This is a genomic window from Velocimicrobium porci (assembly GCF_009696045.1).
Taxonomy (GTDB): domain Bacteria; phylum Bacillota; class Clostridia; order Lachnospirales; family Lachnospiraceae; genus Velocimicrobium; species Velocimicrobium porci.
This window is the reverse complement of record NZ_VUMT01000021.1, coordinates 1-21,082: the sequence shown is the minus strand read 5'-3', so window position 1 is coordinate 21,082 and position 21,082 is coordinate 1. Positions and strand designations below refer to the sequence as shown.

Genomic DNA, 21,082 nt, shown 5'->3' with positions numbered 1-21,082 from the left:
CACAAAGTGCGTAGTCATCCATAGGTATCAGGGGCAAAATATGGTTTGATCCCAACATCATAAATTATATAGTTTTAGGAGGATTCTTATGCAAAGGAAAAAATTATTCGCTCTATATGCCGTACTATCATCGTTGGTTTTCACCAACGCATCTGGTTCCATCCCTGCTCATGCCGCTCAGATAAATCAGGCTGTCGCAGTGTCATCCGTTTCTAATGATGTAACAACGGCAAAAGAGGAGGTTACCCTTACAAAAGCTACAATAAAAAAATATAGCAAAAAATATACTTATAAGAATAAAAACAAAAAAGTTGTAATGGAAGCTGTTTATAATCGTCCTGTTCTAAAAGGCAACTTTGACTCTCTGAAAAAAATCAACAAGTTTTATGAAAAACAAGAGAAAGAATGGCTTCGCTCGTTTGAAAACTATCTGGATGATGCAAAAGAGTTTTCAGAAGAGGGAGATTTTCCAATTTACAATGACAACGTATCTTATGAAGTTACCTATAACCAAAAAGGTTATCTTTCAATTGTTACATCAGGTTATTTCTATACCGGCGGAGCCCATGGTACTCCTTATACTGATGCACATACCTTTGATTTGAATACAGGAAAAGAACTTAAATTAACTGATATTATGAAAGGGTCTGATAAGACGATTAAAAATAAAATCTATAAGGCATTTGAAAAGAAAATAAAGGCAAATAAAGAAGCATATTTTAGTGATGCCTTAAAAACCGTGAAGGAGACTGCTGGAAAAAAATCAAATTTTTATCTAAAGAAAGGGAAAATTTGTTTCTACTATGATGTATATGCTCTGGCTCCATATGCGGCAGGTATGGTAGAAGCTTCTATTCCGTTTACTTCTAAGGATACATTTAAAATAGCGTTCTAATCCCCAAATATGTTATTTTTTAATAATAAAAAAAAGGCGTTGATAATAGAACAAAGTGGACAAGTCCACCTCAACTTCCTGTATCCCTCACTCATGAGGGACTTGCTCCACTTTGCGTGCCAGATGCGTGTTGCATGCTTTTTGCAACAATACTCCTTTCGCATCTGTGCACATCCTCGCGGAGCGTTTTTGCTTTATAGGAGACGAAGTTTCCTATAAAGTAAAATAGCACCTTCAGAAAGAACATTTCCTTTCCGTTGGTGCTTTGTCTATTATAATCTTAAGTATTCGCTTGATAGAATTGCCCTTATGTCTGATGCAGAATAATCCGATACGTTCCTTGTCACAATATATTCTGCTCCATAACTCCTTGCACATTCCATTTGTAAACAATCCTCAAAGAATGGAGCTCTTTCAAGAAGATAATCAAGTAATACATTCGTATCAATCAGAATTTTATCTGCCATATTTATCTTCCGGTATCTTTTCCAACTCCATCATTGCACTCTGTCTTAATGTTGTCATAAGTCATACCTCCTTTAATATTCTCCAATCAAATAATATACACCATTTTTCGTGCATATTATAACACGCCTTCCCTATTTTTTCAATCAGCACTCTATTCTTAAATGTCAAAAACAATTTTTTATTTTTTCATGTATAATTATTCTCTATTCTCGTTCTACTCCAAGTGTAACCTTTTCACCATTTACGTTCCATTCCTTTACGGAACCTTTTGCCTCTCCATATACAATTGAATCAGCAAGAACTTTTTCCATTACACCTGATTTATTTTTTTCAATAATCGCCTGAAGTTTATCATTTCCTTCCAGATAAACTGTAATGTGATCCATTACTTCAAAATCTGCTTCTTTACGCATTGTCTGAATTTTGCTAATGATTTCTAATACAAAACCTTCTTCAATCAATTCTTCGGAAAGATTTGTATCAAGCACTACTGTAATACCATAATTAGATTCCGAAGTATAGCCTTCCATCTGAGCAGCATCAATTAATAAATCTTCTTTTTCAAGAACTTCCTCTTTGCCATCTAATGCAATTGTAAGAGTACCTTTTTCATTTAACTCATCCATTGCTTTATTGCCATCTAAACTTGACAACAACTCTTTTAGGGCATTCAACTGTTTTCCAAAACGACGACCTAATGTCTTTAACTGTGGCTTAAATGTATAAGATGTAAAGTCTCTTACATCATCAGTAAATACTACTTCTTTTACATTCAACTCATCTGCAATGATTTCTTTATAGAATGCAGATAATTCATCTTCTGCCTTTACATACATTCTTCCGATTGGCTGACGGTTCTTAATATTAGCTGTATTACGGCATGCACGACCCAGTACTACAATATCAAGCACTTCTTCCATATCTTTTTCTAACTTTGTATCAATCCACTCTTCTTTTACTTCTGGGAAATCACATAAGTGAATACTCTCTGGAGCATCTTTATTGATACTGCAAACAAGGTTCTGATAAATATCTTCTGTCATAAATGGAACCATTGGAGCTGCCGCTTTACAAATCGTAACAAGTGCTGTATACAATGTCATATAAGCGTTAATCTTATCCTGCTCCATTCCCTTCGCCCAGAACCGTTCTCTTCCTCGTCTTACATACCAGTTACTCATCTCATCTACAAAGTCCTGTAATGCTCTTGCTGTTTCTGGAATTTTATAATTAGCAAGGTTTTCATCTACTGTCTTTACAACTGTATTTAAACGGGAAAGTAACCATTTATCCATAACTGGAAGCTTATCATAGTCTAAACTATATTTTGTTGCATCAAACTCATCAATATTTGCATAAAGTACAAAGAATGCATAGGTATTCCACAATGTACCCATAAACTTACGCTGACCTTCCATTACAGCCTTTCCGTGGAAACGGTTTGGAAGCCATGGGGCACTGTTGATATAAAAATACCAGCGGATCGCATCTGCTCCATACTCTTTCAATGCATCAAATGGGTCTACTGCATTTCCTTTTGACTTAGACATCTTCTGTCCGTTTTCGTCCTGAACATGTCCTAATACAATTACATTTTTATATGGTGCTTTGTTAAATAATAATGTAGATTCAGCCAATAGAGAGTAGAACCAGCCTCTTGTCTGGTCAACTGCTTCGGAAATAAAATCTGCTGGATATTGTGCCTCAAATATCTCCTTATTTTCAAATGGATAATGATGCTGTGCAAATGGCATTGCTCCTGAATCAAACCAACAGTCAATTACTTCCGGAACACGGTGCATCTGCTTTCCACACTCTGGACACTTAATTGTAACTGCATCAATATATGGGCGGTGAAGTTCAATTTCATCCGGACAATTATCAGACAGTTCTTTTAACTCTTCAATACTACCAATTGAATGCATATGTCCACATTCACATTCCCATACATTCAAAGGGGTACCCCAATAACGGTTACGACTGATTCCCCAATCCTGAACATTTTCTAACCAGTCACCGAAACGACCCTTACCAATGCTTTCAGGAATCCAGTTAATTGTATTATTGTTTCGAATCAAGTCATCTTTTACTGCTGTCATTTTGATAAACCAAGATTCTCTTGCATAATAAATAAGTGGTGTATCACATCTCCAACAGAATGGATAACTATGTTCAAATTTTAGTACTTTAAATAATAATTTCTTTTCTCCTAATAAATGAAGCACTGTCTTATCTGCCTCTTTGCAGAATACACCTGCCATATCCGTTACTTCCGGCTTCATTTCTCCCTTTTCATCTACTAACTGTACAAATGGCAAGTCATATTTACGTCCGACATTCGCATCATCTTCACCAAATGCAGGTGCAATATGAACAACACCGGTACCATCTGTCAATGTAACATAATGATCGCATGTAACATAAAATGCTTTTTTCCCATTTACAGAAGTACGGTCGCCGGGATCTCCAATTGTTCCGTCTTGTTTATTAAACGCATAATCAAAAAGCGGTATATATTGCTTATACTCCAAATCTTTTCCGACATAATGCTCTACAACCTCATAAGCTCCTTCAATAACAGAAAGAAGTGCCTCTGCAAGAATATAATACTCTGTACCAACAGCAGTATCTTCTTCTCCTTCTTTTACAACATCATTCTTATCATTTACCTGAACTTTTACTTTTACATATGTTTCATCTGGATTCACACACAACGCAACATTAGAAGGCAAAGTCCAAGGAGTTGTTGTCCATGCTAAAATGTATTCATTTTCCGTTCCTGTTACCTTAAATTTTGCAATTGCCGATTTTTCTTTTACATCTTTATATCCTTGCGCTACCTCGTGGGAAGATAAAGGAGTTCCGCAACGTGGGCAGTAAGGAACGATTTTGTAACCTTTGTAAAGTAAACCTTTATCCCATATCTGCTTTAACGCCCACCATTCGGATTCAATAAAATTATTGTCATATGTTACATAGGGATTTTCCATATCAGCCCAAAATCCAACTGTACCAGAGAAATCCTCCCACATTCCTTTATATTTCCATACAGATTCTTTACACTTTTTAATAAATGGTTCTAATCCATATTCTTCAATCTGTTCTTTTCCATCTAATCCTAACAGCTTTTCTACTTCAAGCTCTACCGGAAGACCATGTGTATCCCAGCCTGCCTTTCTTGGCACCATATAACCTTTCATTGTACGATATCTTGGAATCATATCTTTAATAACACGTGTTAATACGTGTCCGATATGTGGTTTTCCATTTGCTGTTGGAGGTCCATCATAAAATGTATAGGTTTCTCCCTCTTTTCTTGAATCCATGCTCTTTTTGAAGATATCTTTCTCTTTCCAGAATTCTTCTACTTTTTTCTCGCGCTCTACAAAATTTAAATTTGTCGATACTTTTTCATACAACATAAAGCTCTTATTCCTTTCTATCTGATTTATTTTTGTTTATTCTAAAAACAATTTCCTATGAATGAAAAACAGCCCCCATCCCTAACAGGATGAGAGCTTAAGCTATCATTTATACCACCTGTACTCCATCTTACTGATTTTTATACATGTTCCATATAACGGTGAACACCGGCGGGGCTTACTTTTATCCTCTAAAATTGAAAAAATGAAATTTCAGCCTGCAACTTAGGAGTGATATTCAGATTATCTTACTTAGACCAGGTTCACACTATCCCCGATTCACTTTGCCGTTCAATATAATCTTACTGTCTCCATCATAGTTTTTATTTTGTTATTGATAATTATCATAGTATATATTTTTAAAATTGTCAAATGCTATTTCTCTTCCAATATCATATTTTCTAAAACCTTTTTATATCGCCTTGAAACTCTAATTTTCTTTGAACATTTGAGATAAATCTCTCCATCTCTAACTTCCTTTATTTTCCTGATATTAACAGCATATCTTTTATGACATTGTAAAAAATATTTAGGATTTAATTCTTTTAATAACTCCCGCAATGTTTTCCCACATAAAAAGACTTCATTCTCATAATAAATGAAGCATCCATCTTTGATTGACATGATAGCTTCTATATGCTCCTGAATCAATAAATACGGAATCCCATTCATTTTAATTTCAATCTTATCCTGTGCCTCTAGTTCTTCATAAATAAGTGTGTTCATATTCTACCCCTTTCACCCAATATTAGTCTTATACACTATTCCTTCTCTAATTATAGTCTTTTTCAACTTTAATTTCCATAAAATTGCTATCATTTACATTTTTTCTTTTTCAGTTTTGTAGCAACTATTTAACCACAACATAACACCTACAGTTACAATAATAGAACCTGCTGCTAATGCCCAGACCATATTTATCCCATATAAATCAGCAACTAATCCAAGCACGTTAATAATAAGAAAACCAAAGGTACACTCTATCGTAGAAAATAGGGAACTATAAGTAGATCTGGTATCACTGTCAAAATAGTCATTCATCCATACTACAGATGCCACCTGTTCAATTCCGAATCCAAATTCAATTAAAAAAGCTCCCACAATAAATAGTAAAATTATGTTCTCCTTATTTATATATAATCCTATATATCCCAGCAGGCATACTACGTATCCTATTACAACCACATTGAACACGGTTGTTTTTTTTGAAAGTATCGATGCCGCATAATTTCCCATCATAAGTGCAGCCATAAATGATACTAACAGTATACTTAAATAACTTGCTGAAATCTGCATATATTCTGTTGTATAAATTTGCCAATATAGTATAAATGCAATAAAAGAAATATAACCAACAACTGTTTTTAATGCTATAATCATCAAGCATTTTGATTTAATAAATCCATTCATACTTTCAAATAAGATTCTATGTATTTTTTTATTCCTTACATTTCCATAATTGTCTTCCCCAACAACAAAGCCTATGATTCCTGCCAGTATTCCGAATACTCCGGCCACAAAGATTGTAAACTCCTTCGAAATATTGACAAGAAAAATAGAAACTATTGCCGCAGCAATCGAAAAAAAACGAATCACCATTTGTGCTTTGGGAAAGATTTCTCCTCGCTTTTCATAGACCCCATTTTTTATTATCTGATCAATCAGCCATGTTCCAAGTGCACCGGATATAAATGCCATACCAAGTGCAAATAGTACAATACCAGGAAGAAATGTCCAAAAATCTGTTCCAATACAAAACAGCTGTAGGCTAATACCCCAAATTAAAAATCCTATTGACGCCGTTTTTTTTCGGCCAATCTTATCAGAAATTGCACCTGTTGGTAAATCCAACACCGCCATAAGAATCTGTTGAATACTAAACAACATAGAAATACATGGAAGTGAAGCTCCCTTTAATCGCATAAACGCAATATAAATTGCTCCAAATATTTTATCTCCAAGCTCAAATAATGATAATAATATTATATATAACCGGCTTTCTTTTTTTATTTTTTCAGGGAAAAATGCTCTCTTCATTGTCTTCTCAACTTTTCTCCTTGTATAATATTTTAATTTATGTATTGTAATCTAAACCAGTTTCCAGATCATTATGTTCTGTATAAATATTACATATATCACCAGTCACTGTCAATATTTTTTAGCGTTTTTGGATGAAAATTTATTCAAACTTCATTTATTGTGTGAATACTTTTACACGAATCAAGAATTGTAACCTTGACATTATTCACCATTCGTAGCATTATAATATCAATTAAAAAAATATGAATCGTCGTTTTTTAGAGGAGGACGCAATATGACTGGCAATTTAACACTATTAACTGACTTTTATGAACTTACTATGATGCAGGGTTATTTTAAGAATCAAACAAATGAAACTGTCGTTTTTGATGCTTTTTACCGAAACAATCCATCTGGCAGCGGCTATGCGATTTGTGCAGGACTTGAACAGGTGATTAAATATATTAAAGAACTAAATTTTGATTACGATGATATTGCATATTTAAGAAGTTTAAATATGTTTGACGAGGACTTTTTAGATTATCTGGCCGGTTTTCATTTCACAGGGGATATTTATGCAATTCCAGAAGGCACTGTTGTTTTCCCTATGGAACCACTCGTAAAAGTTGTTGCTCCAATTATGGAAGCTCAACTCGTAGAAACTGCAATTTTAAATATTATTAACCATCAAAGCTTAATCGCTACAAAAGCTTCCAGGGTATGTTTTGCAGCACAGGGAGATCCGATTATGGAATTTGGTCTTCGCCGTGCCCAGGGTCCAGACGCCGGCACATTGGGTGCAAGAGCAGCTGTTATTGGTGGCTGCGCTGGAACAAGTAACGTTCTTTGTGCAAAAGAATTTCAGATTCCGGCGCTTGGCACGCATGCTCACAGTTGGATTATGAGTTTTCCCGATGAATTAACCGCATTCCGGAAATATGCCGAGCTTTACCCAACAAATACAACTCTTCTTGTTGACACCTACGATACCCTTCGCTCTGGTGTGCCAAATGCAATTAAAGTATTCAGCGAATTAAAAGAGGCAGGCAAAATGCCAAGTGCTTATGGAATTCGTTTAGACAGCGGGGATCTTGCTTATCTTTCTAAAAAGGCCCGCCAAATGCTCGATGCCGCCGGATTTACAGATGCCACGATATGTGCCTCCAGCGATTTAGATGAATATCTAATTGATTCTTTAAAAACACAAAACGCTGCCATTAACTCTTGGGGTGTCGGAACAAACCTTATTACTTCAAAGGATTGTCCTTCCTTTGGTGGTGTATATAAATTGGCCGCAATCAAACGTAATGGAGAATTCATTCCTAAAATTAAGTTATCAGAAAACACATGGAAAATCACAAACCCGGGAAATAAAACAATTTACCGTATTTATGACAAAGAAACAAATAAAATTAAAGCAGATTTAATTTCTCTTGTTACCGATACAATTGACCCGACAAAACCACTTATGTTATTTGACCCAATTGCCACATGGAAAAAAACTTTATTGCAACCAAACACTTATGAAGTACGTGAAATTTTAATTCCAATTTTTCAAAATGGTCAGTGTGTTTATGAGTCTCCATCTGTTATGGATATTCAGGCTTATTGCAAAAAGGAACAGAGTACCTTGTGGGATGAAACAAGACGTTTAATAAATCCTCAGGAAGTTTATGTTGATTTATCAAACAATCTATGGAATATTAAAAACGACTTACTCTCATCCTTAAACTCCATTTAATAGAAAATACTCTTGTCCACACCAGGATGCTGTAAAGCATCCTTTTCTATTTCTTATCAAAGCAAACATTAAAACAAAATCTGTTACAACCTCCATACTTTTGACATCATTTTATAGTTTATGTTTTTAAAATATGGTAAAATGTCTATAAGTATTTTTTAAGAGGTGAATCACATGATACTTTTAAAAGCCAATGACCAATTAAAGCGCGTATTTCTTTCTCTAATAAAAACTTTAGGTGTTAACGTCATCTGGAATCACATCTTTGTAATTACTAATAATACGTTAATTCTTCCCGGAAAAGTGCGTTCGCTTTTTTTTAACTATGATACAAAACAACTTTATACGAATCTTATTGATCTTACAATTGAAGAAAGCCAAATAACTGAAATCATCAACGACGAATTACTTGTTAATACCCTGAATATGACATTATATGCTTTTGGAAAATGGGGTACGATTAATGGATTAAAGGTAGAAAAAGACTATTCACAATTAAATCAGTTATTCAAAAGTATTTTAAAAGAGGTTCATATTGAACCTAGTTTTCGTGATGATAACTTTCGTTTCTATAAAAACAAAATTTTGATTAGTTATGAAGATGTCATTCATGATATTTTAACGCTTTCCGAACCGATTTCCGATTCCAGCGAAAAAGAGGCTTCAAGTGATGTTTCTTTCCCTTCGAATCAGGATACTACTGAATCGGAAAATACTTCGGAACAGACCATAGGAAATCGTTGGAAAAGTCCGACCCTAGATGAAGACCTTGACGATGAATATAAATTAGGGTTATGGCACAATATGAAATGGGTGAAAAGAACCCTTTCTTTTGCAAAAACAGAACATATAGAAGACAAAAATACTACCCGCCTCGGCAATAGCTTCTATCCAGTAGACTATCTATGCCCTTCCTGCAAAGAAAAACTTTTTATTTCGCTATATCCTGTCGGTCGTGAATTCCCGATTGAAACGGAAGAGGGGAAAGTCTATCTTGCCCGTGCCTATACTTGTAATCATTGTAATTGTTTTTATACACCACGTCCTGATAAGCTATTGCAGGAAGGTGATATTTATATTTTAGAATTTGAAGAAGACCGGATTGCATATGAAGATTATTTAGAACTTTTAGGAAACGCAGGTGAGCGATGTGCCAACTATAAATTTAACGAATTCGAAGCACAGCACAACAGGCGAAATGAAAAAACTCCTGAAACATTAGAAGAACTTTTCCAACATATTGATACCGCATCGGAAGAAGAGTTAAATTCATTAGAGGAAAAAATGATTTCCGGGTTTTATCCTAAAACAGCGGTAGAAGTATATTATCCAAAGCTTGTAAAAAAACGCTTACAAAAAAACGCAGTTCAACATACAAATAAGCCTTTTGCTAAAGAAAAACCAAATAAAACAAAAAAAGAGAAATTGACTCAAAAAACCGAAACGCCTCAAAAATCCTCCAGAGCAATAAATCTCCATCAGGATTTTTCTAAAAAAACTCCTGATGAGCTAAAATATTTATTATCGGAACTAGAAGGAGGAGATGAAGAAACCTCGTCTGCAATCCAAGAAATAAAAAATCAATTAAACAATAAATTAAAAGAAAAATATGACGCCCACATTGCTGTTGTCACAAGAATGTCACCAAAACAGCTGACCGACTTAAAGTCGAAAATTGAATCCGAACAGACCTTGCCCGATTCAGAAAAAGAACCTTACCTAAAAGAAATCAATAAAATACTATTTGAAGAAAAAGAAAAAAGTTTGAAGCAAAAAGCGGAAGCATGCAAGGGAAAATCTTACCATGAAATTGAGCGTGTTGTACATGAAATTAATGAAAGTGATGTTCCCCAATCGGTAAAACAACCACTTTTAGAATTCCTGACAAAACAAAAGAAAATAACTGGTGAAAAAGAGGTAGAATACCTAATATCTACCCTTCCACCCCAATTAAATAAAAAACAGTTTGAGCAATTTTTATCAAAGCTTCATCAATATAAAGATGTTGATATTACACCATACGAAAAGCAATTAGAGCAAAGACGCAGTTTAGTTGAACAACAGGAGATTAATTCATTTATTGCCCGGGCAAACAAAAATAATCGGGATTCTTTGTTTCAATTATATAATGATTTAAAAGAGCAAGGATTTTCCAAAAAAAACTTACAGCCTTTTTTAGATAAAATTCATAATAAAATTTATGAGATGGATCAAATTGCGATTCAAAAAATATGTCCAAGCATTACGGATATGACATTCGAAGAAGGATTAGAAGCAATTAAAAAAATTGAAAACGGAGTGTTCCTTCCTGAATTAAAAATAAATGCACTAGAAATGCTTGATAAACGTCTTACCAAACTAAAGGCAGACGAATGTGACCAGCTCGTCCGTAAACTTAAAAGAGAAATGAATCCTTATATAAAAGACAACCCTAAGTTTCATTTTTACGAAGCAAGAAAAGCAATGCGCGGAGATTTAGAGGACGAAGAAAAAGCCTTTTTTGATAAAGTGCTAAACGGTTACGCCTCAGCACATGGTCAATATGAATACCCTGTTTTCGTATCCGATTCCTCTCGATTTTCTAATGGAAAAGAGGGTTTTGTATTAACACCGGACCATATATTTTATAATAGCCTTTTCCATTCCGGAATAATTCCAATTCTGGAAATTGATACAATTGAAGAAAAAACAGGATTGATTAATAAGGGGATTTTTGTAGAAAAAATTAATGGTGAAAGAATAAAGCTTCCTCTTTCTCTTCCTTCAAAGGAATGGAAATGGTTTTCCAAAGTTTTAGGTGATTTTATTGATTATCTTCAAGAAAAACCACAATCTCGAAATATATCCTATCTTGCAAAAGAAAAGCACGAAAAGAAATGCTGTTATCGCTGTGGTTATATTTATACGGATGGAGATATTTGCCCAAAATGTGGAAGCAAAGCAAACCAATAATCAATTGGACAGACAACTTTAACTTATTAATGAATATATTATAGTACTACTATCTTATAGAATGGGAAAAAAATGAAAAAAGGGATATTTGATAAAAATCATAAAATTGTAAGAGATACTATTACATATAATCCGGATTTGGTCAATTGTTCACTTAAAAGCACTGCTATTTTAGTAAATAAGGAATTTGCATTGCCAGCTAATTATCAACCGGCTGGCTTAGTCTTTCCCGACATACCTTTTTGCTGTACCTGTTTTAGTGAAAAAAAGTTACTTCGTAGAGAAGCTTCCTTTGCCTTAGAAAAGTTATTTAAAGCTGCTTATCATAACCAGTTACACTTATTTGGTGTGTCGGGATATCGCTCTTATGAACGGCAAAATGCTATTTATCAAAATAACCTATTACAAAAGGGTGAGGAACATACAAAACAATTTTCCGCAACTCCCGGCCATAGTGAACATCAGACTGGTCTTGCCATTGATGTTTCTTCCATATCCATTCACAATCGTCTTGATGAAGTTTTCGCCTATACACCAGAGGGCAAATGGCTAAAAAAACATTGTCATGAGTTTGGTTATCTGTTACGTTATCCCAAAGAACAGACAGACATCACCGGATATGCTTTCGAACCATGGCATATCCGCTATGTTGGCATTGAATTAGCAACCTTGTTATATCAAAAAGACATGACACTGGAAGAATATTATGGATATTCCCGTATCCAATAAAAGAAGCTGCCGTTTCACGATTTATAAATTGTGAAAGCGACAGCTCTTTATTATTCTGCTTTTGCAAATTTATTTTTCATTCGTTTGAAAAATCCAACTTTTTCTTCTTTTGTTTCCAATCCGCCTCTTGAACCTTTTACGCTCATAATGTAAATTCCGTTCATTACAACTTTTACTTCTTTTTTTACTGGAATTACTTCAAATGCTTTCTCATCGCACATTAATGTCATAATCTTAGGGCCAATCTTAGCTTTTACAATTGGAACCTTAGAGCCACGAAGATATTTTGGTGTCTGGTCAACTACAATTTGAGGAAGCCCAGCTTCTTTTAACTTCATCCTCTTCTTATCAATTACCAAAAGAGATACCGATTGTGCTCCTGCCTCTAACTGTGACTGAGCCGTTTCTTGTTTCTTCTGAAGCTTACTTCCATAAATGTATAAAAATACAATTGCTGCAATTAGTAAAACTGTAATAACGATTAATACAATCGTTACCGGCTTTAAGCTAAACGCCAATACAGGTAATAAATTCATATTCATCTGTATGTACCTCCTTAAATTCTTGCTCAATTATTGTATCATTAAAAGAGAAAATTGCCAATACCAATTTACAATAATTCTCTATAAATCATAATTCTTTTTCTTCTAACATTTCAAGCACGATACCTCTTGTATAGGCACCGATAAATTTTCTCTGTTCCTTCTCAAGCTCTCTCATGTAAATAGGTTTGCCATAGCGGACAGATACTTTTGTTTTGTGAATCCATGGCATATGATTTTCTAATATATCATCCGTATGAGTCATTGCGACAGGAACAATTGCACAATTTGATTTTTCCGCAATTTTAAAACTTCCCTCGTGAAATGGCAAAATACCTTCTTCATGGTTTCTTGTACCTTCAGGCATAATAAAAACAGAATATCCCTCTTTTACCTGCTCAATTCCCTGGAGTATCGTCTTTAATCCTTCTCTTACATTTTCTCTATCTAAGAAAAGACATTTCATATACCGCATCCAGATTCGGATACACGGAACCTTATCCATTTCTTTTTTAGCAACAAAGCTTGTTAGCGTTGGAACTGTAGCATAGCCAATCACAATATCAAAAAAACTTCTATGATTTGCAATATACAAAACGGCTTCGTCCTTCGGAACATTTTCAATTCCACTTACCTCATATTTTACGCCACTAAGAAATAAGATTATTTTAAATGCTCTTGAAACAATATGCTGTGCAACTTTAAATTGCAAATTTTTGTCTGCTTTCCCAATTATATACTGAATCAAGTACATCGGAATACTAAATATAAAATAACATACTAAAAATAAGCCAACTAATATTGTACGCATCGCATCCTCCTTTTATTTGCTCAACATTACAAGTATATCAAAAAAAGTTACATTTGTACATAATAAAAATAGCCGTTTCCCCTTTTGTTCAAATAAAACGGCTATTTTACATAAATTTAGTTTTCTTATTTTATGAATGGAAAATCTGACAAGTTTTCTGACATCCGGTTGCTGTCGCCGCACACCCGCCGAGAGCTGTTTCTCTTAATTCAAATGGTATGCTTCTTCCTACTTTATACATTGTTTCGACCATTTCATCAAATGGAATTGCCTGTTCAATTCCACTTAAAGCAATTTCGGCACAGCACAAAGCATTGGATACTCCCATTGCGTTTCGACTTTGACATGGAGATTCTACTAATCCTGCAATCGGGTCACAAACCAGCCCCAATAAATTCATAATCGCAGTAGATGCTGCGTTTAAACATTGTGCCGGAGTTCCACCCATGATTTCTACTGCGGCTGCTGCTGCCATCGCAGAAGCCGCTCCAACCTCTGCCTGACATCCTGCCTGTGCACCTGCAACAGTTGCATTTCGCATAATTAAATAGCCGACTGCACCTGCTGTAAATAATCCATCTATCAAATGTTCATCCGAAAGGCTGTATTCTTCCTGCAAAGCAAGTAAAAGTCCCGGAACAACACCAGCAGAACCAGCTGTAGGAGCTGCAACAATTAATCCCATAGAAGCATTTACCTCTAACACTGCCATTGCATGGGTAATTGATTTCGATAAAATGGTTCCACAAATTGATTTTCCGCCTCTTCTCATCTGGCGCAGTTTAGAAGCTTCGCCTCCAATCAGACCTCCAATTGAAGAAAGTGGTTCACTTAATGGTTTATGAACCGCGTCCTGCATAATAGACAACGCTTTTGCCATGCGTTCATTAATCTCCTCCAAAGAGGCATCTGTCATGCTAATTTCCCGTTCTCTCATAACATCTGATATTTTCATTTGGTTCTGCTCACACAAAGCAAGCAGTGACACTCCATCTTTAAAGTCCATCAAAGTTCCTCCTTATATTTGAACCAGCATCACATTTTGAACATACTGATTTTCTTTAATTTCATCTAATACCTTCTTAGGAATTTTTTCATCGGATTCCACAATACTGTAAGCAGTTGCCCCCTTGTCCTCTCGGAACAATCGCATAAATGCTATATTTACATTGCAATCACTTAAACATTTTGTAATGTTAGCAACAACACCCGGCTTGTCCTTATGGATTGTAATGAGCGCACTATATTCTCCGGTAAATTCAACTTCTACTTCATTAATACGGGTTATCATAACCTTTCCGCCACCTCTTGATTCACCACGAACTGTAAGTGAAAGATCCTCATCGTTCCATAACTCAATATCAACCGTATTAGGATGTACCTCTGTTTCCTTTTCATTTGTTTTAAATTCATATTCAATCCCGGCTTCTTTTGCCAACTCAAACGAATCTTTTATGTTTAAATTATCGGTATCAAATCCAAGAATTCCTCCAAGAAGCGCTCTGTCTGTTCCATGTCCACGATAAGTTTTTGCAAACGAACCATATAAAGTAAATACAACTTTTTTAATATTGCCACCTATCATTTTTCTTGCAAGGAGCGCAATTGAAGCAGCTCCTGCCGTATGCGAGCTGGAAGGTCCAACCATATTAGGTCCTATTACATCAAATACACTGATAAATCCCATTGTTTTCTCCTCTAATATTTTTTATTTTTTGCTATTATAAACTGCTGCTAAATACTTTTTTTATTCAGCAGCAGTTTTTATTTCTTATCTTTTATATTAAATTATTTTTTTAATTCTATTCAAACTTCTAATTGCCTTCCGGTTCTGCTTCAGCATCTTCACTTACATCAGATTCCTTTTTTTCTTCTTTTTTTATAAATTTCTTATAAATAAGGTCAATGATTGCTGCTATCGCATTATCACCAGATACATTACAAGCTGTACCAAAGCTGTCCTGTGTAATATAAAGTGCAATTAAAAGACTGGCAAGTGCACTTTCCGTTCCGATTCCTACCATAGGAAGAAATGGAAGTGCTGACATAATAGATCCGCCAGGAGCTCCCGGAGAAGCTATCATAGCAATTCCCAATGTCATAATAAATGGAACAATAATTCCTAAGTTAATTTCCATATTGCTCATTAATAATACGCTAGTTACACAACAAGTAATTGTAATCATACTTCCTGCCATGTGGATATTCGCACATAATGGAATAACAAAATTACGAATTTCCTGACAGACACCATTACTTTCAGCACATTTGATATTAACAGGAATACATGCTGCTGAAGATTGTGTACCAATTGCTGCCAAATATCCCGGAACTTGATTTTTCAACATTCCAATAGGATTCTTTTTGCTGATTGTTCCAGAAACAGTAAAAAGAATTACAAGATAAATCAAGTGCAGACAAATTACAACTAAGAATACTTTCCAAAGTACAGAAAGTATTGCAAATGTCTGACCACTTACTGTCATATTTGCAAATGTTCCCATAATATATAATGGAAGTAATGGAATAATAACTACATTTAATACCTTGTTAATAATCTTAGAAAACTCACTAAAGAAATTATAGCAAGTATCCCCAATCTCTTTCCCTCTCATAGAGCTGATACAAAGTCCTAAAATAAAAGCAAGTGCAACTGCTGCTGTTACGTCCATAATTGGTGTAAGCGGAATTGAAAAGAAGGAGTCTAACATACCTTCCTCCGGATTTCCAATTGACTGAATAACATCTGCGCTTATAAACTTAGGAAATAATGTAATAGCTACAAAAAAAGCACAAGTTCCGGCCACTAATGTAGACGCATAAGAAATACCGGCTGTCGTTGCAAGCAATTTTCCTGCCCCCTGTGTTAAATCAGCAATACCCATTGTTACAAATGCCAAAATCATAAGTGGTATAACGAATTTCAAAAAAGTACTAAATAAAGTTGACATCGTAATCACAACTCGAATAATCGGTTCAGGTAAAAAGCTTCCGATCAGAATACCCAAAATAATTCCAATAATTAATCTTGGTACAAGTCCTAGTTTTTTCTTTTTCTCCATGATAACCTCCTCGTTCCCCATGAAATATATTTTATTTTTTTATAAAATATATTTTAATACAATCGTGCAAGAAAATCAACAAAAAGTACAAAATACTTTCATTCTCTTTTCTTTTTTTTGTGCATTTTACTATGAAAGTGTTAATTTTTTATCATTTTACTTGTTATAGAAAATCATAACAATGAATATTTTTTCATTGTACTATTTTAATTTATTACAACATTTATCCGGTAAAATCTTTTCATTTTATTTCCTGTAAATGACGTATGTGCAAATACACCGTATTCTTGGATATTCCCATACATTCTGCAACTTTAACAACCGAATCTTTCAATTCAAATACCCCCTGCCGATAAAGCTGTGCAATAATTTCTCTATTTTTTAACGAAGCAGGTATCTTCTCGTCTTTTTCTACCTCCTCCTTTACCTTTGCAACTGTTGAATGAATTAATTCATCCGTGTTATTCACAAAAGCCTCTTTCTTTATCTCCTGTTCAGAAGAGTTTGCTGGAGAAAATGTAGACAGTACTTTTAAAAATGGTGTATTCAGATAAAAATTAATGCAAAGCAACCCGATTGCCCTGCCTCCTTCTCCTTTTACAACAATTGTAGCTGCTTTCAGAGGTTCTCCTTTATTATTGCTTGCAAAATAAGATATAAATCCATTCTCTTTGTCCTTTTGAATCTCTGCTAACATAGAAAGTGCCAGATTTGTAATTGGTGCTCCCTCTTTTCGACCTGTATGGTGCCCATTTATAATTTTTATTACAGAATGTTCCATACTTTCCAGACTGTGCAGTACAACCTCACACCCTTCTCCCAAATAATCTGCAAGTCCTTCAATCATTGTTTTATAAGATTCCAGAATCATTTTGTCTATTAGTGTCAGTGACACAGTATAGTCATCCAAGATGTAACCTCCAATACGTATTTTTTGTAGTTTTTTGTCTTAATCAGTATAGCAAGCATTTTCTTTTTTGACAATATGTTAAAGCAGTAAAATTCTGTCAGCCACTTGTTTTAACAGTTCCATATCATGGCTCACAATTAACATTCCTATCTTTCTTTTCGCGGTAATTTGAAGTAAAGCATTCCAGATTTGACACTGGGTAACCAAGTCCATCATTGTTGTTATTTCATCTGCAATTAAAATCCTCGTCTGTTCCCCTATTGCCCTTGCAATACAAAATCGCTGGAGTTCTCCACCGGAAAGCTCGGATGGATACCGTTCAAACCATTCATTTTCAATCCCAAGTATATCCAATATCTCTGGTTCTATGTTATTGGCTTCCGCTAAAATTTTTTTCATTTTTAATTTCGGGTTTACTGCCTGTTCCGGATGTTGCCATATCATTTGTATTGGACAATACCCTTTGTATTCTTTTAAAGGTTTTCCATCAAACAACACACTTCCCTCAAAAGGCTCCAAATACCCACTCAATAATTTACATAACGTGGTCTTGCCATACCCACTCGGAGCTACAAGCCCCAACTTTTCTTGCGTTGTCAATTCAATCGTACATTTTTCAATAACCTTAACCCCTTTTGAATAAGAATAACTTAAATCTTTTCCAATCAGTCTATTGCTCTCACTCATTATCGTTCCTCTCACATTTTCTATTATAACCGATACAACGGACATACCCTGTATCGGTCTGAATATATGGGATTTCTTTTGAACAATTCATTTGACACATATTACACCTTTGTTTAAACACACACCCTTTTGGAATTCTTGTTACAAATGGCTGTGTTCCCTCACAAACAGCAAATCCATGCTGTGGCATTGCCCGCCACAATGCCTTTGTATATGGGTGAAATAATGTATTTTCATTCTGAAATGCTTCTGCTGTCGTTTCCTCTATTGCTGTCCCTGCATACAATACGACAATTCGATCTGCAGTCGTTATCGCTAATTCTAAATCATGAGTAATCAATAACACTCCTGCTCCCCTATTCGCCATTCCTTTAAAATATTCCATTGTCCGACACGCCAGTTCTCTGTCAAGTCCAGGGGTCGGTTCATCCGCAATAACAAAATCAGCCTGTTCCATATCTGCAGTTGTTATCAGTACACGTCGTGCCATTCCTCCTGATAGTTCAAACGGATACATTTTTCTCACATCTTCTCTTAACCCATAACAAGATAACATTTGTTTCATCCGCTCTACAACCGCCTGTTTCTTACTGTTTTTACAGATTTGTGCCCCGATTTTCATAAGAGGGTCCAAACAATTCACGCTCTGTGGCACGAGAACTATTTTTCTTCCCCGCAATTGAGCTTGTTTTTTGCCATCCAAAATCTCTCTATTATAAAGAATAGTTCCCTTTTGTTCTGCATTGTAAGGTAAGATTCCCAAAATTGCATGAGCAAGCAGGCTTTTTCCCGAACCGCTTGCTCCAACTACTGCTACAATTTCTCCGCCTCCAACTGAAACATTCAAATCCCTTATAACAGGAAGCTTTGTTTTTCTAGTACCATACTCATACTGCTCAAATGAAATTGCTAGATTATTTATCTCCAAAATCCGTTTATTTTCCATTTTCCGTCCTCTATATTTAAAAATTATTACTGTTTTTTATCACTGTTGAGTACCATAAGGACTTACCAGCTTTCTCACCCCTTCTCCGGCTAAATCAAAAAGTATAACGGTAAGCACAAGAAGCCCACCAGGAAATACAGCTAACCACCACTTCCCTGTTACCAAGTATTTCATACTCTCAGAAAGTATAATTCCAATTGCGGGCTGTTCATTGGATAATCCAAACCCCAAAAACGTAATACTCGCTTCATGTAAGATAGCGTGGGGAAACAATAAAATCAAACCTGCTAGAAATTGTGGCATAACATGGGGAACCATATGCGTTTTTCCGATATACCAGGAGCTTTTTCCAAGCTTTCTGGCCATCAGAATATAAGGCATTTCTTTTAACTGTAATATTTCCCCACGGATTACCCTTGCAAGCGATGTCCAATGGGTAAAGATAATTCCAATCACAACGCCTTTTACTCCTCTTCCGACAGCCACCGATATTAAAATAAGTAAGAGAATATGAGGAACTCCCATAATGAAATCAATGATCCATGTAATAAACGCATCTATCTTCTTTCCACCCAGCGCAGACAATATCCCTAAAACTAATGCAATGCCGGCACTGACAACAGAAGCGCCAATCCCTATTAAAATACTGATTGAAAGCCCTCTTATTGTTCTCAAAAACATATCACGTCCCAGCCAGTCCGTTCCAAACCAATATTGTTTATCCGGTGCTAAATTTTTTCTTGTAAAATCTGTTATCTGTGCCTGTTCTGAGAAACAGACACCCATAAAAACAATACTTGTAAAAAATAAAAGCAAAACAATTAAAAAAATAATAGTTTTTGTTCTTTGATTCATTTTATCTTGTTTCCATTCCTTCCTATCCCTATCGAATCCTTGGATCAATTACATGGTATAACACATTTGCAATAAAATTTCCGACAAATACAAGACTTGCACTGACAATTGTAATTCCCATAAGCAGTGGCATATCACTTCCTAAGCCTGCTATTACTGCCGCCTGACCAAGTCCCGGATAGGAAAATGTCTGTTCAATCAGCACAGTACCTCCAACTATCTCGCTGATTGAAGCAAATTGGAGCGTAATAACCGGGAGAAGTATATTCCGCAAACCATGCCATTTTATAATTTCCCAGTCAGACTCTCCTCTCGCCCTTGCAAATAATACATAATCACTCTGCATTACATCTATCATTTTTTCTCTTGTATGAAGCGCAATATTAGCAACTCCCAAAACACTTAATGTCACCGTCGGCAAAACAGCATGTCGTATCCTGTCAAGTATAGTTACCTCCGCCATGTCCATTCCAATTGGAACACTAAGTCCGATTGGGAACCAGTTTAACCAGACAGAAAATATTATAATAAGCAAAATCCCCATCCAAAAACCAGGTGTACTTGCAATCAAAAAACAATACGACTTAATGATTTTATCAACCCAGGTTTCTCTTTTGACAGCCGCCAAAACCCCCAATGCTACTCCAAACAAACCAGATAAAATCCATGCTGTACCCATTAAAATAATTGAATTTTTTAGTTTTTCCCAAATAATCTTTGTTACATCCTGACGATACAACAGAGAAATTCCCATATTGCCTTTTAATGCTTCCTTCGCCCATGCAAAATACCGCTTCAAAGGAGGTTTATCGACTCCCCAATATTCTTTTACTTTCTGAATCTGCTGTTCACTCATAGAGCCAAGTGCAGTTTGACCTACATTCGTTTTTAACGGATCAATCGGTGACATGGCAGCTATAAAGTTATACTTAAATATGTACAATAAATATTAAATAAGAATGTACAAATGTTATGATATATGAGTTACAAGGAGGAACTCATATGATATTAAATAATCGGATCATAACAAATATAAAAATAGA

The 21,082-nt window shown here is 35.2% G+C and carries 17 protein-coding genes and 1 pseudogene; 4 read left to right on the top strand and 14 right to left on the bottom strand.

The features are described 5' to 3' along the window. Window positions 1–88 precede the first annotated feature (88 nt). Window positions 89–895, top strand: coding sequence for a DUF3298 and DUF4163 domain-containing protein (locus FYJ58_RS11805; RefSeq protein WP_154519927.1), 807 nt, complete (start codon window positions 89–91; stop codon window positions 893–895). A 272-nt stretch (window positions 896–1,167) separates the two neighbouring features. Here FYJ58_RS11805 and FYJ58_RS11800 read toward each other — a convergent pair whose 3' ends face one another. The 4 genes from FYJ58_RS11800 to FYJ58_RS11785 all read right to left on the bottom strand — a co-directional run bounded on the left by FYJ58_RS11800 (window position 1,168) and on the right by FYJ58_RS11785 (window position 6,822). Next, window positions 1,168–1,362, bottom strand: coding sequence for a hypothetical protein (locus FYJ58_RS11800; protein ID WP_154519926.1), 195 nt, complete (start codon window positions 1,360–1,362; stop codon window positions 1,168–1,170). 204 nt (window positions 1,363–1,566) lie between these two features. Then, window positions 1,567–4,782, bottom strand: coding sequence for an isoleucine--tRNA ligase (ileS, locus tag FYJ58_RS11795; RefSeq protein ID WP_154519951.1), 3,216 nt, complete (start codon window positions 4,780–4,782; stop codon window positions 1,567–1,569). Window positions 4,783–5,160: 378 nt separating this feature from the next. Beyond that, on the bottom strand, window positions 5,161–5,511 hold the full coding sequence (locus tag FYJ58_RS11790; protein WP_154519925.1) for a LytR/AlgR family response regulator transcription factor: 351 nt from the start codon (window positions 5,509–5,511) through the stop codon (window positions 5,161–5,163). 93 nt (window positions 5,512–5,604) lie between these two features. Then, a complete protein-coding gene (locus FYJ58_RS11785; protein ID WP_154519924.1) occupies window positions 5,605–6,822 on the bottom strand; it encodes an MFS transporter in 1,218 nt (405 codons plus the stop codon). A gap of 277 nt (window positions 6,823–7,099) precedes the next feature. On the opposite strand from FYJ58_RS11785, the gene FYJ58_RS11780 reads away from it, so the two are divergent. The 3 genes from FYJ58_RS11780 (at window position 7,100) to FYJ58_RS11770 (ending at window position 12,226) form a co-directional block, all read left to right on the top strand. Continuing rightward, window positions 7,100–8,545: a nicotinate phosphoribosyltransferase gene (locus FYJ58_RS11780; protein ID WP_154519923.1), complete on the top strand. Its 1,446-nt coding sequence runs from the start codon at window positions 7,100–7,102 to the stop codon at window positions 8,543–8,545. A 174-nt stretch (window positions 8,546–8,719) separates the two neighbouring features. Continuing rightward, on the top strand, window positions 8,720–11,497 hold the full coding sequence (locus FYJ58_RS11775) for a coiled-coil domain-containing protein (RefSeq protein ID WP_154519922.1): 2,778 nt from the start codon (window positions 8,720–8,722) through the stop codon (window positions 11,495–11,497). 72 nt (window positions 11,498–11,569) lie between these two features. After that, window positions 11,570–12,226, top strand: coding sequence for a M15 family metallopeptidase (locus FYJ58_RS11770; protein WP_154519921.1), 657 nt, complete (start codon window positions 11,570–11,572; stop codon window positions 12,224–12,226). Window positions 12,227–12,276: 50 nt separating this feature from the next. Here FYJ58_RS11770 and FYJ58_RS11765 read toward each other — a convergent pair whose 3' ends face one another. From FYJ58_RS11765 to FYJ58_RS11720, 10 genes and pseudogenes are all read right to left on the bottom strand, one after another. Next, on the bottom strand, window positions 12,277–12,768 hold the full coding sequence (locus FYJ58_RS11765) for a hypothetical protein (RefSeq protein WP_235912636.1): 492 nt from the start codon (window positions 12,766–12,768) through the stop codon (window positions 12,277–12,279). Window positions 12,769–12,856: 88 nt separating this feature from the next. Beyond that, window positions 12,857–13,579, bottom strand: coding sequence for a lysophospholipid acyltransferase family protein (locus tag FYJ58_RS11760; RefSeq protein WP_154519920.1), 723 nt, complete (start codon window positions 13,577–13,579; stop codon window positions 12,857–12,859). Between the two features lie 130 nt (window positions 13,580–13,709). Further along, on the bottom strand, window positions 13,710–14,585 hold the full coding sequence (gene sdaAA, locus FYJ58_RS11755; protein WP_154519919.1) for an L-serine ammonia-lyase, iron-sulfur-dependent, subunit alpha: 876 nt from the start codon (window positions 14,583–14,585) through the stop codon (window positions 13,710–13,712). 12 nt (window positions 14,586–14,597) lie between these two features. Beyond that, window positions 14,598–15,266: an L-serine ammonia-lyase, iron-sulfur-dependent subunit beta gene (sdaAB, locus tag FYJ58_RS11750; protein WP_154519918.1), complete on the bottom strand. Its 669-nt coding sequence runs from the start codon at window positions 15,264–15,266 to the stop codon at window positions 14,598–14,600. Between the two features lie 127 nt (window positions 15,267–15,393). Then, complete coding sequence (locus FYJ58_RS11745) at window positions 15,394–16,641, bottom strand: dicarboxylate/amino acid:cation symporter (RefSeq protein WP_154519917.1); 1,248 nt, start codon at window positions 16,639–16,641, stop codon at window positions 15,394–15,396. A 241-nt stretch (window positions 16,642–16,882) separates the two neighbouring features. Further along, window positions 16,883–17,551 (bottom strand): helix-turn-helix transcriptional regulator, encoded by a 669-nt coding sequence (locus tag FYJ58_RS11740; protein ID WP_235912635.1) that lies wholly within the window; start codon window positions 17,549–17,551, stop codon window positions 16,883–16,885. A 78-nt stretch (window positions 17,552–17,629) separates the two neighbouring features. Then, window positions 17,630–18,238: an ABC transporter ATP-binding protein gene (locus FYJ58_RS11735; RefSeq protein WP_154519916.1), complete on the bottom strand. Its 609-nt coding sequence runs from the start codon at window positions 18,236–18,238 to the stop codon at window positions 17,630–17,632. Then, window positions 18,231–19,184 (bottom strand): oligopeptide/dipeptide ABC transporter ATP-binding protein, encoded by a 954-nt coding sequence (locus FYJ58_RS11730; RefSeq protein ID WP_154519915.1) that lies wholly within the window; start codon window positions 19,182–19,184, stop codon window positions 18,231–18,233. The genes FYJ58_RS11735 and FYJ58_RS11730 overlap by 8 nt, the downstream gene beginning before the upstream one ends. A gap of 39 nt (window positions 19,185–19,223) precedes the next feature. Beyond that, window positions 19,224–20,039, bottom strand: coding sequence for an ABC transporter permease (locus tag FYJ58_RS11725; RefSeq protein WP_154519914.1), 816 nt, complete (start codon window positions 20,037–20,039; stop codon window positions 19,224–19,226). Between the two features lie 28 nt (window positions 20,040–20,067). Further along, window positions 20,068–20,961 (bottom strand): annotated as a pseudogene (locus FYJ58_RS11720) (ABC transporter permease); the annotation flags it as partial. Window positions 20,962–21,082: the final 121 nt, after the last annotated feature.

Bases quoted from the DNA above. Each gene is read 5' to 3' on its own strand.
- FYJ58_RS11805 (WP_154519927.1), top strand. From the start codon at position 89: ATGCAAAGGAAAAAATTATTCGCTCTATATGCCGTACTATCATCGTTG.
- FYJ58_RS11800 (WP_154519926.1), bottom strand. From the start codon at position 1,362: ATGGCAGATAAAATTCTGATTGATACGAATGTATTACTTGATTATCTT.
- FYJ58_RS11790 (WP_154519925.1), bottom strand. From the start codon at position 5,511: ATGAACACACTTATTTATGAAGAACTAGAGGCACAGGATAAGATTGAA.
- FYJ58_RS11785 (WP_154519924.1), bottom strand. From the start codon at position 6,822: ATGAAGAGAGCATTTTTCCCTGAAAAAATAAAAAAAGAAAGCCGGTTA.
- FYJ58_RS11780 (WP_154519923.1), top strand. From the start codon at position 7,100: ATGACTGGCAATTTAACACTATTAACTGACTTTTATGAACTTACTATG.
- FYJ58_RS11775 (WP_154519922.1), top strand. From the start codon at position 8,720: ATGATACTTTTAAAAGCCAATGACCAATTAAAGCGCGTATTTCTTTCT.
- FYJ58_RS11770 (WP_154519921.1), top strand. From the start codon at position 11,570: ATGAAAAAAGGGATATTTGATAAAAATCATAAAATTGTAAGAGATACT.
- FYJ58_RS11765 (WP_235912636.1), bottom strand. From the start codon at position 12,768: ATGAATATGAATTTATTACCTGTATTGGCGTTTAGCTTAAAGCCGGTA.
- FYJ58_RS11760 (WP_154519920.1), bottom strand. From the start codon at position 13,579: ATGCGTACAATATTAGTTGGCTTATTTTTAGTATGTTATTTTATATTT.
- sdaAA (WP_154519919.1), bottom strand. From the start codon at position 14,585: ATGGACTTTAAAGATGGAGTGTCACTGCTTGCTTTGTGTGAGCAGAAC.
- sdaAB (WP_154519918.1), bottom strand. From the start codon at position 15,266: ATGGGATTTATCAGTGTATTTGATGTAATAGGACCTAATATGGTTGGA.
- FYJ58_RS11745 (WP_154519917.1), bottom strand. From the start codon at position 16,641: ATGGAGAAAAAGAAAAAACTAGGACTTGTACCAAGATTAATTATTGGA.
- FYJ58_RS11735 (WP_154519916.1), bottom strand. From the start codon at position 18,238: ATGAGTGAGAGCAATAGACTGATTGGAAAAGATTTAAGTTATTCTTAT.
- FYJ58_RS11730 (WP_154519915.1), bottom strand. From the start codon at position 19,184: ATGGAAAATAAACGGATTTTGGAGATAAATAATCTAGCAATTTCATTT.
- FYJ58_RS11725 (WP_154519914.1), bottom strand. From the start codon at position 20,039: ATGAATCAAAGAACAAAAACTATTATTTTTTTAATTGTTTTGCTTTTA.